This is a genomic window from Pseudoroseicyclus aestuarii (genome assembly GCF_003217255.1).
GTDB lineage: Bacteria > Pseudomonadota > Alphaproteobacteria > Rhodobacterales > Rhodobacteraceae > Pseudoroseicyclus > Pseudoroseicyclus aestuarii.
Genome location: NZ_QJTE01000004.1, coordinates 300,312 through 315,014, shown reverse-complemented (window position 1 = coordinate 315,014; position 14,703 = coordinate 300,312). Strand labels below are relative to the sequence as shown.

At 70.6% G+C, this 14,703-nt stretch carries 13 protein-coding genes; 12 read left to right on the top strand and 1 reads right to left on the bottom strand.

Going from position 1 to position 14,703, the window contains the following annotated elements:
- Positions 1-2: 2 nt before the first annotated feature.
- The 12 genes from mraY to ftsZ all read left to right on the top strand — a co-directional run bounded on the left by mraY (position 3) and on the right by ftsZ (position 12,943).
- Positions 3-1,085, top strand: coding sequence for a phospho-N-acetylmuramoyl-pentapeptide-transferase (mraY, locus tag DFP88_RS13350; RefSeq protein WP_110815184.1), 1,083 nt, complete (start codon positions 3-5; stop codon positions 1,083-1,085).
- Entirely contained in the window at positions 1,086-1,403 is a 318-nt protein-coding gene (locus tag DFP88_RS13345) for a hypothetical protein (protein WP_110815183.1), read from the top strand.
- Positions 1,404-1,448: 45 nt separating this feature from the next.
- The gene (locus DFP88_RS13340) at positions 1,449-2,021 is read left to right on the top strand and encodes a DedA family protein (protein WP_110815182.1); all 573 of its coding nucleotides are present in this window, start codon (positions 1,449-1,451) and stop codon (positions 2,019-2,021) included.
- A 58-nt stretch (positions 2,022-2,079) separates the two neighbouring features.
- The gene (gene murD, locus DFP88_RS13335) at positions 2,080-3,480 is read left to right on the top strand and encodes a UDP-N-acetylmuramoyl-L-alanine--D-glutamate ligase (protein WP_110815181.1); all 1,401 of its coding nucleotides are present in this window, start codon (positions 2,080-2,082) and stop codon (positions 3,478-3,480) included.
- 198 nt (positions 3,481-3,678) lie between these two features.
- The gene (gene ftsW / locus DFP88_RS13330; RefSeq protein ID WP_110815180.1) at positions 3,679-4,845 is read left to right on the top strand and encodes a putative lipid II flippase FtsW; all 1,167 of its coding nucleotides are present in this window, start codon (positions 3,679-3,681) and stop codon (positions 4,843-4,845) included.
- A gap of 64 nt (positions 4,846-4,909) precedes the next feature.
- On the top strand, positions 4,910-5,968 hold the full coding sequence (locus DFP88_RS13325) for a UDP-N-acetylglucosamine--N-acetylmuramyl-(pentapeptide) pyrophosphoryl-undecaprenol N-acetylglucosamine transferase (protein WP_110815257.1): 1,059 nt from the start codon (positions 4,910-4,912) through the stop codon (positions 5,966-5,968).
- A complete protein-coding gene (murC, locus tag DFP88_RS13320; RefSeq protein WP_110815256.1) occupies positions 5,968-7,383 on the top strand; it encodes a UDP-N-acetylmuramate--L-alanine ligase in 1,416 nt (471 codons plus the stop codon). Before DFP88_RS13325 ends, murC begins: the two co-directional genes overlap by 1 nt.
- A gap of 30 nt (positions 7,384-7,413) precedes the next feature.
- Positions 7,414-7,659, top strand: coding sequence for a DUF2484 family protein (locus tag DFP88_RS13315; RefSeq protein WP_110815179.1), 246 nt, complete (start codon positions 7,414-7,416; stop codon positions 7,657-7,659).
- Between the two features lie 213 nt (positions 7,660-7,872).
- Positions 7,873-8,787: a D-alanine--D-alanine ligase gene (locus DFP88_RS13310; RefSeq protein ID WP_110815178.1), complete on the top strand. Its 915-nt coding sequence runs from the start codon at positions 7,873-7,875 to the stop codon at positions 8,785-8,787.
- Positions 8,775-9,671 carry a cell division protein FtsQ/DivIB gene (locus DFP88_RS13305; protein WP_245904815.1) on the top strand — a complete coding sequence of 299 codons (897 nt, stop codon included), beginning with the start codon at positions 8,775-8,777 and terminating at the stop codon, positions 9,669-9,671. The genes DFP88_RS13310 and DFP88_RS13305 overlap by 13 nt, the downstream gene beginning before the upstream one ends.
- A 13-nt stretch (positions 9,672-9,684) precedes the next feature.
- Positions 9,685-11,016, top strand: a complete 1,332-nt coding sequence (gene ftsA, locus DFP88_RS13300; RefSeq protein ID WP_110815177.1) for a cell division protein FtsA — start codon at positions 9,685-9,687, stop codon at positions 11,014-11,016.
- Between the two features lie 175 nt (positions 11,017-11,191).
- Positions 11,192-12,943, top strand: coding sequence for a cell division protein FtsZ (gene ftsZ, locus DFP88_RS13295; RefSeq protein WP_110815176.1), 1,752 nt, complete (start codon positions 11,192-11,194; stop codon positions 12,941-12,943).
- Between the two features lie 84 nt (positions 12,944-13,027).
- On the opposite strand, the gene recN is transcribed toward ftsZ, so the two are convergent.
- Entirely contained in the window at positions 13,028-14,683 is a 1,656-nt protein-coding gene (gene recN, locus DFP88_RS13290; RefSeq protein WP_110815175.1) for a DNA repair protein RecN, read from the bottom strand.
- Positions 14,684-14,703: the final 20 nt, after the last annotated feature.

The window sequence follows — 14,703 nt, the reverse complement described above, 5'->3', positions numbered from 1 at the left end:
GCTTGCTTTATCTGCTGACCCTGCTGTCCGAAGGCGGCGACGTCTTCAACCTGTTCCGCTACATCACCTTCCGGGCGGGCGGGGCCTTCTTCACGGCGCTGATCTTCGGGTTCCTCTTCGGGCCGCCCCTGATCAACGTCCTGCGCCGTACGCAGGGCAAGGGCCAGCCGATCCGCCTTGACGGGCCGCAGGGCCATTTCGTCAAGGCCGGCACCCCCACGATGGGCGGGCTGCTGATCGTCGGCGGGCTGGTCGTGTCGACCCTGCTCTGGGCGCGGCTCGACAATGCCTTCGTGCTGATGGTGCTTTTCGTGACGCTCGGCTTCGCGCTGATCGGCTTTGCCGACGACTGGGCCAAGGTGAAGAAGCAGAACACCGCCGGCGTCTCGGGCAAGGTGCGTCTGGGCCTTGGCTTCATGATCGCCGCCGTGGCCGGAACCTGGGCGGCCTGGTACCACCCTGCGGACCTGACCGGGCAGCTGGCCTTCCCGGTGTTCAACGAGCTTCTGCTGAACCTCGGCCTGCTCTTCGTGCCCTTCTCGATGCTTGTGATCGTCGGGGCGGCCAATGCGGTGAACCTCACGGACGGGCTCGACGGGCTGGCTATCATGCCGGTGATGATCGCGGCGGGCGCGTTCGGCGTGATCGCCTATGCCGTCGGACGCACCGACTTCTCCGAATACCTCGGCGTACACTATGTTCCCGACACGGGCGAGCTGCTGGTCTTCACCGCCGCGCTGATCGGCGCGGGGCTGGGGTTCCTGTGGTACAACGCGCCCCCCGCGGCCGTCTTCATGGGTGATACCGGCAGCCTCGCGCTGGGCGGGGCGCTGGGCGCCATCGCCGTGGCGACCAAACACGAGATCGTCCTCGCCATCGTCGGCGGCCTCTTCGTGGTCGAGGCGCTCTCGGTCATCATCCAGGTCTTCTTCTACAAGCGCACCGGGCGCCGGGTCTTCCTGATGGCGCCGATCCATCACCACTACGAGAAGAAGGGCTGGGCCGAGCCGCAGATCGTGATCCGCTTCTGGATCATCAGCCTGATCCTCGCCATGATCGGCCTCGCCACGCTGAAGGTCCGGTAGATGTACGACGATCACGAGCACCTGCGGAGCCTCCGCCGCAACGCCGCCCGGCTTTCCGCGGCGGGCGGCGTTATCGCTGCCGTCCTCGGCATCGTCATCCTGCTGCGTGCCGCCGGTGTGGCAAGCGGGCCGTTCTGGGCCCTCGGCGGGCGCGGGCTGACGGCCTACTGCGCCTTCCTCGTCGCCGTGCTGTCCTGCCTGCCGTTCTATGCCGAATGGCGAAAGACTCTGCCGGCGGTCTGGATGGTGCCCGTCTTCGCCGCCATCGCCTATGTGCTGATCGTCCTTGTCGTGGTCCTCAGCGCCCTGCTGAACTAGGGCGCCCCTGATCTGTCAAAGCCGCAACCGGGGCGGAGGCCGGCGATGAGTCTGGATACCCTCGTGACCACCCTCGGCCTGCCCGGCGTCGTGCTTGGCGCGGCCCTCGAGGGCGAGATCGTGACCTTCTTCGGCGGCGTTCTAGCGCATCGCGGCCTGCTCCCGCTCGAGGGCGTCGCCCTGGCCGCGGCGCTGGGGGCCGCGCTCTCGGACAATCTCCTGTTCCTTGCCAGTCGGTTCGGCACCCGCAGGCCGTTTTTCGCGCGCCTCCTCGCCCGCATGCCCGCGGGCGGCCCGGCGCCGCGCATGCGCGCCGCGCTGGAGCGGCATCCCGACCGCTTCACCTTTGCCGCCCGCTTCGTCTACGGGGGGCGCATGGTGGGGCAGGGGCTGCTCGGCGCCTCGAGCATCCCCTGGGGGCGCTACGCCCTCGTCAACGCCGCGGCCTCGCTCCTCTGGGGGCACCTGGTTGCCTGGGCGGGCTACCTCGTTGGCGCCTCGATCGGCCGGGTCTTCGGCCATCTGGCGCTGCCGCACCACCTGCTCGTGGCGCTGGCGGTCTTTGCCGCGCTGGCTCTCGCGGTTCTGGCGCTGCGGCACCTGCGGCGCACCCCTTGATCCGGCGCGCGCCCCATGCGCACCCTGCGCCGCGCAAGGTCCGAAGGAGAGGCGACCCATGATCCCGGTACAGGGCCACGAAGGCCAGACGATCGCTGTGCTCGGCCTCGGCCGCTCCGGCCTGTCCACCGCGCGCGCCCTGCGCGCCGGCGGGGCGCAGCCCGTGGTCTGGGACGACGGCCAGCGCGGCCGCGAGGCGGCCGAGGCCGAGGGGTTCGCGCTGCGCGATCTGGCGCGCCCCGGCGCGCTTGATGGCGTGGCGCTGCTGGTGACCTCGCCCGGCATCCCGCATCTCTACCCGGCGCCGCATCCGGCCATCGCCGCCGCCTATGCCGCTGGCGTGCCAGTCGACAACGACATCGGCCTGTTCTTCCGCAGCTACGCGACCGAGGATTGGGGCCTTTTCTCTGCCGCGCCGCGGGTCGTGGCGATCACCGGATCGAACGGCAAGTCCACCACCTCGGCGCTGCTGCACCACATCCTGACCGAGGCCGGGCGCCCGGCGCAGCTGGCCGGCAATATCGGCCGCGGCGTGCTCGACCTCGATCCCGCCAGCGACGGCGAGGTCGTGGTGCTGGAGCTCTCGAGCTACCAGACAGAGCTGGCCCGCGCCCTGACCCCCGATGTCGCCGTCTTCACCAACCTCTCGCCTGATCACCTCGACCGGCATGGCGGCCCCGGCGGCTACTACGCCGCCAAGCGCCGCCTCTTCGCCGAGGGCGGGCCGGACCGGGCGGTGATCGGCGTCGACGAAGTCGAGGGGCGATCCCTCGCGAACCAGCTGTCCGTCGGGCCGGCGGACGACCGGGTGATCCGCGTCTCTTCCGGCACGAAGCTCGCGGGCGAGGGGTGGAATGTCTTCGCCAAGAAGGGGCACCTGGCGGAATACCGCAAGGGCCGGCAAGTCGCCTCCGCCGACCTGCGCGGCGTCGCCGGTCTGCCCGGCGCGCATAACCACCAGAACGCCTGCGCGGCCTGGGCTGCCGCCCGTGCCCTCGGCCTCGGCCCGCGCCAGATCGAGGCGGCGCTGCACAGCTACCCCGGCCTGCCGCACCGCTCCCAGCGCATCGCCGAGGAAGGCGGCGTCGCCTATGTCAACGATTCCAAGGCCACCAATGTCGACAGCGCCGCCAAGGCGCTGGCCGCCTTCGACCGCATCCGCTGGATCTGCGGCGGGCTCGAGAAGGAGGGCGGCCTCGAGGCGCTGGCCCCGCATCTGGGCCGTGTCGCCAAGGCCTATGTCATCGGCCGCGAGGCCGAGCATTTCGCCCTGCAGCTGACCGGCGTCGAGGTCGAGGTCTGCACCACCATGGAGCGCGCGGTCGACCGCGCCATGGCCGAAGCCCAGCCGGGCGAGACGGTGCTTCTCGCCCCCGCCGCCGCCAGCTTCGACCAATACGACAGCTTCGAGCGCCGGGGAGAGGATTTCATGGCCGAGGTGCGCCTCCGCCTCGGCTGACGCCCCCCATCTTCTCTTTCGAAATATCCCGGGGGAGACCGCGCGTCAGCGCGGGCGGGGGCAGAGCCCCCCAACGCCGGCCCCCGTCCGATGCAGGGCCGGGTGAGCAGCCGTCATTTTGGTGGCATCCGGGCCGCGATGCCTGTAGCCTGCCTGCAGACCCGGAAAACGGGCAGAGCAGAGCAGGCAAGGCCAACCATGACAGAGATGGTCCATGGCGCGGTTCCCGTATCCGCGGGCGACCCGATTCTTCCACGCTGGTGGCGCACGATCGACCGCTGGACCATGTCCTGCGTGCTGTTGCTGTTCGCGATCGGCCTGCTGCTGGGCCTCGCCGCCTCGCCGCCGCTGGCCTCGCGCAACGGGCTCGATCCCTTCTACTACGTGCAGCGGCAGGCCTTCTTCGGCTGCGTCGCGCTGATCGTGATGTTCGGCATCTCGATGATGTCGCCGCAGATGGTGCGGCGCTTCGCTGTCCTCGGCTTCGGCCTGGGCTTCCTGTCGCTGGTGCTGCTGCCGATCTTCGGCACCGATTTTGGCAAGGGCGCGGTGCGCTGGTACTCCTTTGGCTTCGCCTCGGTGCAGCCCTCCGAGTTCCTCAAGCCCGGCTTCGTCGTCGCCGCCGCCTGGGTCATGGCCGCGGGGCAGGAGGTCGGCGGCCCCCCGGGCAAGTCGATCTCCTTCGTCATGGCGGTGACCATCGTGATGTTCCTGGCGCTGCAGCCCGACTTCGGGCAGGCGGCGCTGGTCCTCTTTTCGTGGGGCGTGATGTATTTCGTCGCCGGGGCGCCGATGCTGCTGCTGGTTATCCTGGGCGGCATGGTCGCGCTGGCCGGTACCGCGGCCTACAACAGCTCCGAGCACTTCGCGCGGCGGATCGACGGCTTCCTGAACCCGGACCTCGATCCCACCACCCAGATCGGCTACGCCACCAGCGCCATCCGCGAGGGCGGCCTCTTCGGCGTCGGCGTCGGCGAGGGGCAGGTGAAATGGTCGCTGCCCGATGCCCATACCGACTTCATCATCGCCGTCGCGGCCGAGGAATACGGGCTGATCTGCGTCGCGCTGATCCTGATCCTCTATTGCGCCGTGGTCGTCCGCTCGCTCGCGCGGCTGACGAAGGAGCGCGATCCCTTCATTCGCCTCGCCGGCTGCGGACTGGCCTGCTCCTTTGCCGTTCAGGCGATGATCAACATGGGCGTCGCCGTGCGCCTTCTGCCCGCCAAGGGCATGACGCTGCCCTTCGTCAGCTACGGCGGCAGCTCGGTCATCGCCAGCGGCATCGCCGTGGGCATGCTCCTCGCCTTTACCCGCCAGCGCCCGCAGGGCGAGATCGGCGATCTGCTGCTGCGGCGGGGTCGTTGAGGTGGCGGCGGCTGTGCAGGACGCGCCCCTTGCGGTGATCGCCGCCGGGGGCACCGGCGGGCACATGTTTCCGGCGCAAAGCCTGGCCGAGGCGCTGCTGGCGCGCGGGTGGCGGGTCAAGCTTTCGACCGACGCGCGCGGCGCGCGCTACAGCGGCGGCTTCCCGAAAGAGGTCGAGATCGAGCGCGTGGGCGCGGCCACCTTCGCCCGCGGCGGGCTGGCGGCAAAGGCCGCCGTGCCGCTGCGCATCGGCGCCGGCACTGCCGCGGCCATGGCGCGGATGCTGCGCGATCGCCCGCGCATCGTCGTCGGCTTCGGCGGCTACCCCTCGATCCCGGCGCTGTCGGCGGCCACCGCGCTGCGCCTGCCGCGGATCATCCACGAACAGAACGGCGTCCTGGGCCGGGTGAACCGCCTTTTCGCGCCGCGCGTCGATGCCGTCGCCTGCGGCACATGGCCGACCGCGCTGCCCGAGGGGGTCGAGGGCATCCATACCGGCAATCCGGTGCGCGCCGCCGTGGCCGAACGCGCGGGCGCCAGCTACATCCCGCCGGGCGATTACCCGATGTCGCTGCTGGTGATCGGCGGCAGCCAGGGCGCGCGCATCCTGTCGGAGGTCGTCCCTGTGGCCCTTTCCGATCTGCCGGGCGCGCTGCGCCGGCACATCCGTGTCAGCCACCAGGCCCGCCAGGAGGATCTGGACCGCGTGAGCGCCAGCTACCGCGAGGCGGGGATCGACGCCGATGTGCGCACCTTCTTCGCCGATGTGCCGGCGCGGATGGCCGAGGCGCAGCTCGTCGTCAGCCGGGCCGGCGCCTCGACCATCGCGGATCTGTCGGTGATCGGCCGGCCCGCGATCCTCGTGCCCTATGCCGCCGCCGCCGCCGATCACCAGAGCGCCAATGCGCGCATGCTGGTCGAGGCCGGCGCAGCCGAGGCGATGGCCGAGGCCGATTTCACCCCCGCTGCCCTGAGCGCGCGCCTCGCCTCCGTCTTCGGCGATCCGGGCCGGGCCAGCGCCATGGCCCGGGCCGCGGCCGCAGCGGGCACGCCCGATGCGGCGGAACGGCTGACGGGTCTTGTAGAGCGGCTGGCGCAGCGACAGAAGGAGCCACAGGCATGATGGACGGAAATCCCCATATGGCGGCTGCCACCAAACTCCCCCTCGACGTCGGGCCGATCCATTTCGTCGGCATCGGCGGCATCGGCATGTCCGGCATCGCCGAGGTGCTGCTGAACATGGGCTACGTCGTTCAGGGCAGCGACCTGAAGGGCTCCAAGATCACCGAGCGGCTGAAGGGCCTCGGCGCCCTCGTCTACGAGGGGCAGCGGGCCGAGAACCTCGAAGGGGCCGAGGTCGTCGTGATCTCCTCCGCGATCAAGCCGGGCAATGCCGAGCTTGACGAGGCGCGCCGCCGCGGCCTGCCGATCGTGCGCCGCGCCGAGATGCTGGCAGAGCTGATGCGCCTGCGCTCGAACGTCGCCGTGGGCGGCACCCATGGCAAGACGACGACGACCACCATGGTCGCCCAGCTTCTGGACGCCGGGAACTTCGATCCGACGGTCGTCAACGGCGGGATCATCCATGCCTATGGCTCGAACGCCCGGATGGGGCAGGGCGAGTGGATGGTAGTCGAGGCCGACGAGAGCGACGGCACCTTCAACCGCCTGCCCGCCACCATCGCCATCGTCACCAACATCGATCCCGAGCACATGGAGCACTGGGGCTCGATCGAGAACCTGCGCCAGGGCTTTTACGACTTCGTCTCGAACATCCCCTTCTACGGGCTCGCCGTCTGCTGCACCGACCACCCCGAGGTGCAAAGCCTCGTGGGCCGCGTCGCCGACCGGCGCGTGCGTACCTTCGGCTTCAACGCGCAGGCCGACGTGCGGGCGGTGAACCTGACCTACAAGGGCGGCGTCGCGCATTTCGACATTCGCTTGAACTTCGAGGACGCGGTGATCGAGGGCTGCACCCTGCCGATGCCCGGCGATCACAACGTCTCGAACGCGCTGGCCGCCGTCGCCGTGGCCCGGCACCTCGGCATGAAGCGCGAGGAGATCCGCGCCGCGCTCGCCGCCTTCGGCGGGGTCAACCGCCGCTTCACCCGCGTGGGCGAGGTCGATGGCGTGACGATCATCGACGATTACGGCCACCACCCGGTCGAGATCGCCGCCGTGCTCAAGGCCGCGCGTCAGGCCAGCGAGGGGCGGGTGATCGCTGTGCACCAGCCGCACCGCTACTCGCGCCTGCACAGCCTCTTCGAGGATTTCTGCACCTGCTTCAACGAGGCCGATGTCGTCGGCATCGCCGAGGTCTATGCCGCCGGTGAACAGCCCATCGAGGGCGCGAGCCGCGACGACCTCGTCGCCGGGCTGATCCGCCACGGCCATCGGCACGCGCGCTCCGTGCGCGACGAAGAGGATCTCGAGCGGCTGGTGCGCGAGCAGGCGCGGCCGGGCGACATCGTCGTCTGCCTTGGCGCGGGCACGATCAGCACCTGGGCCAATGGCCTGCCCGCCCGGCTGGGCGCCTGACTTGCGCGCCCGTCCGCGGGGCCGCGCCGGATGAGCGCGCCGCTGATCCTTGCCCTTCTCTGGCTGATCGCCGCCAATGTGCTGGCGATCCTGCCGTCGCAGGACGGACACCGCTTGCGGGCGGTCTGCCTGATCGCGGTGGGCGTGCCGCTGCTGGGCCTTGTCACATGGCAGCACGGGCCGCTCATCGGTCTGGCGCTGCTGGCGGCGGGGGCGAGCGTCCTGCGCTGGCCGCTGCTGTTTCTGGGGCGGTGGCTGTCGCGGCAGATGCAGTAGCGATCAGGGCGCCTTAGGGGTTGCCGCGAAAACCTCCTGCACGGTAGAGTGAAGTCGGATCGGGACGGGGCCGCGATCCGCAGACAGAACAATACCCCGGCTCCGGCGGCGCAAAGGCCGCTCAGGACAACAACGATACGTCAGACGGGCCGATCAACGGCCCGCGAACGAGGCAGGCGCGCCAAAGACGCGCGCCGCAATGGGCAGTAGACAATGGGCGAGCAGGCACTCCCCGAAGTCGTCGTATTGATGGGCGGACCCTCGGCCGAGCGCGAGGTTTCCCTGTCGACGGGACGCGAATGCGCAAAGGCGCTGCGCGAGGCGGGATACTCCGTCCGCGAAGTCGTGGCCGAAGCCGATCTTCCGGCGCGGCTGGCCGAGATGCGCCCCGATGTCGTCTTCAACGCGCTGCATGGCCGCTGGGGCGAGGATGGCTGCGCGCAGGGCCTGCTGGAATGGCTGCGCATCCCCTATACCCATTCGGGCGTGCTGGCCTCGGCCCTCGCCATGGACAAGATGCGTGCCAAGGCCGCCTTCCGCGCCGCCGGCCTGCCCGTCGCCGAAAGCCGCCTGGCGGACAAGGCCGAGATCGAGGCGAGCCACGTCCTCGCGCCGCCCTACGTCGTGAAGCCCTACAACGAAGGCTCCAGCGTCGGCGTCGTGCTGGTGCGCGACGGGGCGAACAGCCCGCCGAAGCTGGCGCCCGAGATGCCGCAGACGCTGATGGTCGAGACCTTCGTGCCGGGGCGCGAGTTGTCGGTCGCGGTGATGGGCGACCGCGCGCTGCAGGTGACCGACATCGTCACCGATGGCTGGTACGATTACACGGCCAAGTATGCGCCCGGCGGCAGCCGCCACGTGACGCCCGCCGATCTGCCGCACGAGATCACCGAGGCCTGCCTCGACTACGCGCTGCGGGCGCATCGCGCGCTGGGATGCCGCGGCCTCAGCCGGACGGACATCCGCTGGGACGAGACGCGCGGCCTCGAAGGGCTGATCCTGCTCGAGACGAATACCCAGCCCGGCATGACGCCGACCTCTCTGGCGAACGAGCAGGCCGCGGCCTGCGGCATCGCCTTTCCCGATCTCTGCCGCTGGATGGTGGAGGACGCGTCTTGCGATCGCTGATCCCGCGCCTCTCCTTCGGCCGTCAGCCCGATTTCGGCGTGCCGCGCGATCCCGCCCCCTCGCGCTGGCGCTACCGGCTGCAGCGGCTGATGCTGACGCCGGCCTTCCGGCTGGCGCTGCGGATCGGTTTGCCGATGGTGATCTCGGCCAGCGTGACGGCGGCCTGGCTGTCCGTGGACGGCAACCGGCAGGCCGTGCTCGACGGGATCGAACACGCCAAGCGCACGATCCAGCAGCGCCCCGAGTTCATGGTCACGACGCTCGAGATCGACGGCGCCGAGCCGGCGCTGGACAGTGCGATCCGGGGCTACCTGCCGCAGGAGCTGCCGGTCAGCTCATGGGATCTCGACCTCGTCGAGCTGCGCGCCGGCATCCGTGAGCTGACGGCCGTCGAGGACGTGGTCCTGCGGGTGCGGCCGGGCGGCACGCTGGCGGTGCATGTCACGCCGCGCACGCCGGTGGCGGTCTGGCGCAATGTCGACGGGCTGCGGCTGGTCGACGGCAGCGGCGTGATGACCGGAATGATCCGCGGCCGCTCGGACCGCGCCGACCTGCCGCTGATCGCCGGCGACGGCGCGCGCGAGCATATCGACGAGGCGCTGGCCCTTTTTGCCGCGGCAGAGCCGATCTCGGCCCGGGTGCGCGGCCTCGTCCGCATGGGTGAGCGGCGCTGGGACATGGTGCTGGACGGCGGGCTGCGCATCCTGCTGCCGACCGAGCAGCCTGTCGCCGCGCTCGACCGGGTGCTGGCGCTGAACCAGGCCGAAGAGGTTCTGAGCCGCGATATCGTGGCCGTGGACATGCGCAACGGGCATCGCCCGACTGTGCGGATGAGCGAGCCTGCCCTCGTCAGGGTGCGGCGCGCGCAGGATGAAACGAACTAGGGGGCAGGCGGGAATGGCGCAACTTTACCAGACGCAGCGGGCGATGCGGAACATGCGACAGGCCGCGATGCAGCGCGGCGTGATCGCCATCCTCGACGTCGGCACGTCGAAGATCGCCTGCCTGGTCCTGCGCTTCGATGCCGACCTGCGCCCGGTGGCCGATGGCGTCGGCTCGATGGCCGGGCAAAGCGCCTTCCGGGTGATCGGCGCGGCAACCACCCGCTCGCGCGGGGTGCGCTTCGGCGAGGTCGCCGCCATGGCCGAGACCGAGCGCGCGATCCGCACCGCCGTGCAGGCCGCGCAGAAGATGGCCGGCGTGCGCGTCGATCACGTCATCGCCACCCTCTCGGGCGCGCGCCCGCGCAGCTACGGCCTCGCCGGCGAGGTGGAGGTCGAGGCCGGGCAGGTGACGGGCGCCGATATCGGCCGCGTGCTGGCCGCCTGCGAGATGCCGGACTACGGCGACGGGCGCGAGGTGCTGCATGCCCAGCCGGTGAACTTCACGCTCGACCATCGTTCGGGCCTTGCCGATCCGCGCGGCCAGATCGGCCAGACGCTGGCCACCGACATGCATGTCCTCAGCGTCGATGCCACCTCCATCGAGAACCTGCTGTTCTGCATCAAGCGCTGCGATCTGGAGCTCGCGGGCCTCGCCTCCAGCGCCTATGTCTCGGGTATCTCCAGCCTCGTCGAGGACGAGCAGGAGCTGGGCGCCGCCTGCATCGACATGGGCGGCGGCTCGACTGGCATCTCGATCTTCATCCGCAAGCACATGATCTACGCCGACAGCGTCCGCATGGGCGGAGAGCATGTGACCGGCGATATCGCCATGGGCCTGCAGGTCCCCAATGCCACCGCCGAACGGATCAAGACCTTCTACGGCGGGGTCCACGCCACGGGCATGGACGACCGCGAGATGATCGAGATCGGCGGCGACTCGGGCGATTGGGAAAAGGACCGCCGCACCGTCAGCCGGGCAGAGCTGATCGGCATCATGCGCCCCCGCGTCGAGGAGATCCTCGAAGAGGTGCGCGCCCGTCTGGATGCGGCGAACTTCGAATGCCTGCCCAGCCAGCAGATCGTGCTGACCGGCGGCGGCAGCCAGATCCCCGGCCTCGACGGGCTGGCGAGCCGCATCCTCGGCCAGCAGGTGCGCCTGGGCCGTCCGCTGCGCGTTCAGGGCCTGCCGCAGGCCGCCACCGGCCCGGCCTTTGCCGGTGCCGTCGGCCTCACGCTTTTCGCCGCGCATCCGCAGGACGAATGGTGGGATTTCGAAATTCCGGCCGAGGGATATTCCAACCGTTCGCTGCGCCGCGCCTTCCGCTGGTTCAAGGAAAACTGGTGATACGCAAGATTTCGCCGAATGCGCGATATACGGCGGTTTCCGGCGCAAACTAGCCGTAGATTTCGTGCCTGCCCGATGTTTTTCCCGTGACGTTCAGGACACAGTGGCGTAGAATAATTTCAAATCAGGCCAATTTGCCCGGGGACACGGGCCCAGAAACGACAGGCGGACAGCGATGACTCTGAATCTTTCCCTGCCCGGGCAGGAGGACGACCTGAAGCCCCGGATCACCGTGTTCGGCGTGGGCGGTGCCGGCGGCAATGCTGTCAACAACATGATCGAGAAGCAGCTGGACGGGGTCGAGTTCGTCGTCGCGAATACCGACGCGCAGGCCCTGCAGCAAAGCCAGGCGGTCGCCAAGATTCAGATGGGCGTCAAGGTGACCGAGGGGCTGGGCGCCGGCGCCCGCGCCGCGGTCGGCGCCGCCGCCGCCGAGGAGAGCATCGAGCAGATCGTCGATCACCTCGCCGGGGCGCATATGTGCTTCATCACCGCCGGCATGGGCGGCGGCACCGGCACCGGCGCCGCGCCGATCATCGCGCAGGCCGCGCGCGAGCTGGGCGTGCTGACCGTCGGCGTCGTGACCAAGCCCTTCCAGTTCGAGGGCGGCAAGCGGATGAAGCAGGCCGAGGCCGGCGTCGATGCGCTGCAGAAGGTCGTCGATACCCTCATCATCATTCCCAACCAGAACCTCTTCCGGCTGGCGAACGAGAACACCACCTTCACCGAGGCCTTCGCGCTGGCCGACGACGTCCTCTATCAGGGCGTCAAGGGCGTGACCGACCTGATGGTCCGGCCCGGCCTGATCAACCTCGACTTCGCCGACGTCCGCGCCGTGATGGACGAGATGGGCAAGGCGATGATGGGCACCGGCGAGGCCGAGGGCGAGGACCGCGCCGTTCAGGCCGCCGAGAAGGCCATCGCCAACCCGCTGCTGGACGAGATCAGCCTCGAAGGCGCCAAGGGCGTTCTGATCAACATCACCGGCGGCTACGACCTGACCCTGTTCGAGCTGGACGAGGCCGCGAACAAGATCCGCGAGAAGGTCGACCCCGAGGCGAACATCATCGTCGGCTCCACCCTCGACACCGAGATGGGCGGCAAGATGCGCGTCTCCGTCGTCGCGACCGGCATCGACGCCGCGGACAAGAGCGAAGAGATGCCCGTGCCGCGCCGCAAGATGAGCCAGCCGCTGCGTGAAAGCGTCTCGGCCGAGGACGTGCGTCAGGCCCCCGAGCCGGCCTTCCAGCGCGAGGCGCCGCGCCAGCAGCCCGCCGCGCAACAACCCGCGCCCGAGCCGGCCCCGCGTGCCGCCGCCCCCGCGCAGCCGCAGCGCGCCGCCCAGCCGCCGCAGCAGGCCTACGAAGAAGAAGAGCCGAGCCTCTTCGACGAGGAGAGCAACGCCTTCAGCTCTGACGCTGCCTGGGGCAACGAGGCCGAGGAAGAGGGCGACGTGCCGCCGCCCGCCTACCGTCCCCGCGCCGAGCCGCCGATGTCGTCGCAGCCCGAGGCCTTCGTTGCGCCGCGCCCGCAGGCCCCCGCGGCCGGTGCCGGTGGCGGAAACGGTGCCTCGCCCGAGGCGCTGGCGCGCTTGCGCGCCGCCGCCCAGAACCGCGGTCCGCAGCAGCGCGAACCGCTGCAGCATCAGCCGGCCCAGCGTCCCGCGGCGACCGCCCAGCGCGCCCAGGGCCAGGAGGGCGAGCGTCCGCGCTTCGGCATCAACTCCCTGATCAACCGGATGACCGGCCATCAGGGCGAGCAGCAGCCCGCGCAGCAGCGCAGCCAGCCGGCCCATCCGCCCGCAGGCCGCCTGCGTCCGCAGCCGCCCAAGGGCAATGCCGCCCCGCGCGAGCGCACCGAAGAGGCGCAGGACGACGAGCAGGACCAGAGCGAGATCCCGGCCTTCCTGCGTCGCCAGGCGAACTGAGCCAGACATCCGACACAGCGAAACGGCCGCCCCGAGAGATCGGGGCGGCCGTTTGCGTTTCAGCAGGCGGGGTAGGGGGGCCGGTCAGTCCGTGCCGAGCAGTGCCCTCGCGGCGCCGCGCGCGGCGTCGGTGATCGCATCGCCCGCCAGCATGCGGGCAATCTCGTCCACCCGCTCGCCTTCGTTCAGCGGCACGACGCGGCTGGTGGTCACGCCATCCGAGACGGCCTTCTCCACCCGCCAGTGATGCGCCCCCTGCGCCGCGACCTGCGGGCTGTGGGTGACGACGAGGACCTGCGCCGCGCCCGCCAGCGCGGCGAGCCGGCGCCCGACGGCATCGGCAGTGGCGCCGCCGACGCCGCGGTCGATCTCGTCGAAGATCATCGTCAGGCCGGCGCGCCCGCCGGTCAGGCAGACCTTCAGCGCCAGCAGAAAGCGCGACAGCTCTCCGCCAGAGGCGATGCGGTTCAAGGGGCCTGAGGGGGCGCCGGGGTTGGTCGCCACCTCGAAGGTCACGGCATCGCGCCCCTCGGGCCCCGGCTCCGCCGGCTCGACCCGGACGTCGAAGACCGCGCGCTCCATCTTCAGGGGCGCCAGCTCCTGCGCCATGGCCTGGGCGAGGCGGGTGCCAGCCTCTTGCCGCAGCGCGGTCAGCGCGGCGGCGGCTTGGTCATAAGCCGCGTCGGCGCGGGCAACCGCGGCCTCACGCTCGGCCATGTCGCCTTCGGAGGCGTCGAGCGCGGCGAGACGGACCCGCAAATCCTCGGCGAAACCGGCGAGGTCGTCGGGCTGCACCTCGTGCTTGCGCGCGAGGCCGCGGATCGCGAAGAGCCGCTCTTCGGTGGCCTCTAGGGCGTTGGGATCGAAGTCCAGCGCCTCCAGCGCCGCCGCCACGCCGCCCTCGGCCTCGCCCAGCGCGTCGAGCGCGCGGGCCAGCGCCTCGAGCGGGGCGTCGAGGCTGCCCTCGGCCCCCTCGGTGGCGCCGTCGAGCCAGCGCATGGCCTCGGCCACGGCGCCCTCGGCACCTTCGCCGCCGATGATCTGGTGGGCGCGGGCGATGTCCTGCCGCACACGCTCGCCGCCCTGCATGCGGCGGCGGCTGATATCCAGTTCCGCTTCCTCACCGGGCTGCGGGTTCAGGGTATCCAGCTCTCCGACAGCGTGACGCAGGTATTCCTCTTCGGCCTTCAGCGCCTCGAGCTGGGCCTGCGCCGCCTCGAGCGCGGAGCGCGCCTCGCGGCGGGCGCGCCAAGCGCCGCGCACCTCGGCCAGGGCACTCTCAGCGGCGGCGTAATCGTCGAGCAGGCTGCGGTGGCCGCGCGGGTTCAGAAGGCCGCGGTCATCCTGCTGGCCATGCAGTTCGACCAGCGTGTCCGACAGCTGGCGCAGCACCTCGCCCGAGGCGCGGCGGTCGTTGACCCAGGCGGTCTTGCGGCCCGAGGCGGTGTTGATCCGGCGCAGGATCAGCTCGCCCTCGTCGGCATCAATCCCGGCCTCCTCCAGCACCGCGCGGGCAGGGTGGCCCTGCGGCAGGTCGAAGACGGCGGTGACCTCGCCCTGCTCGGCGCCGCTGCGCACAAGCTCGGCCCGTCCGCGCCAGCCCAGCACGAAGCCGAGGGCGTCGAGCATGATCGACTTGCCCGCGCCCGTCTCGCCGGTCAGCACGTTGAGGCCGGGCTGAAAGCTAAGTTCCAGCCGGTCGATGATCAGCATGTCCCGGATGTCGAGCGCGCGCAGCATCTCTCAGGTCTTCGGCGCTA

Coding starts and splice junctions, on each gene's coding strand:
- DFP88_RS13345 (WP_110815183.1), top strand. CDS start 1,086: ATGTACGACGATCACGAGCACCTGCGGAGCCTCCGCCGCAACGCCGCC.
- DFP88_RS13340 (WP_110815182.1), top strand. CDS start 1,449: ATGAGTCTGGATACCCTCGTGACCACCCTCGGCCTGCCCGGCGTCGTG.
- murD (WP_110815181.1), top strand. CDS start 2,080: ATGATCCCGGTACAGGGCCACGAAGGCCAGACGATCGCTGTGCTCGGC.
- ftsW (WP_110815180.1), top strand. CDS start 3,679: ATGACAGAGATGGTCCATGGCGCGGTTCCCGTATCCGCGGGCGACCCG.
- DFP88_RS13325 (WP_110815257.1), top strand. CDS start 4,910: ATGTTTCCGGCGCAAAGCCTGGCCGAGGCGCTGCTGGCGCGCGGGTGG.
- murC (WP_110815256.1), top strand. CDS start 5,968: ATGGACGGAAATCCCCATATGGCGGCTGCCACCAAACTCCCCCTCGAC.
- DFP88_RS13315 (WP_110815179.1), top strand. CDS start 7,414: ATGAGCGCGCCGCTGATCCTTGCCCTTCTCTGGCTGATCGCCGCCAAT.
- DFP88_RS13310 (WP_110815178.1), top strand. CDS start 7,873: ATGGGCGAGCAGGCACTCCCCGAAGTCGTCGTATTGATGGGCGGACCC.
- ftsA (WP_110815177.1), top strand. CDS start 9,685: ATGGCGCAACTTTACCAGACGCAGCGGGCGATGCGGAACATGCGACAG.
- ftsZ (WP_110815176.1), top strand. CDS start 11,192: ATGACTCTGAATCTTTCCCTGCCCGGGCAGGAGGACGACCTGAAGCCC.
- recN (WP_110815175.1), bottom strand. CDS start 14,683: ATGCTGCGCGCGCTCGACATCCGGGACATGCTGATCATCGACCGGCTG.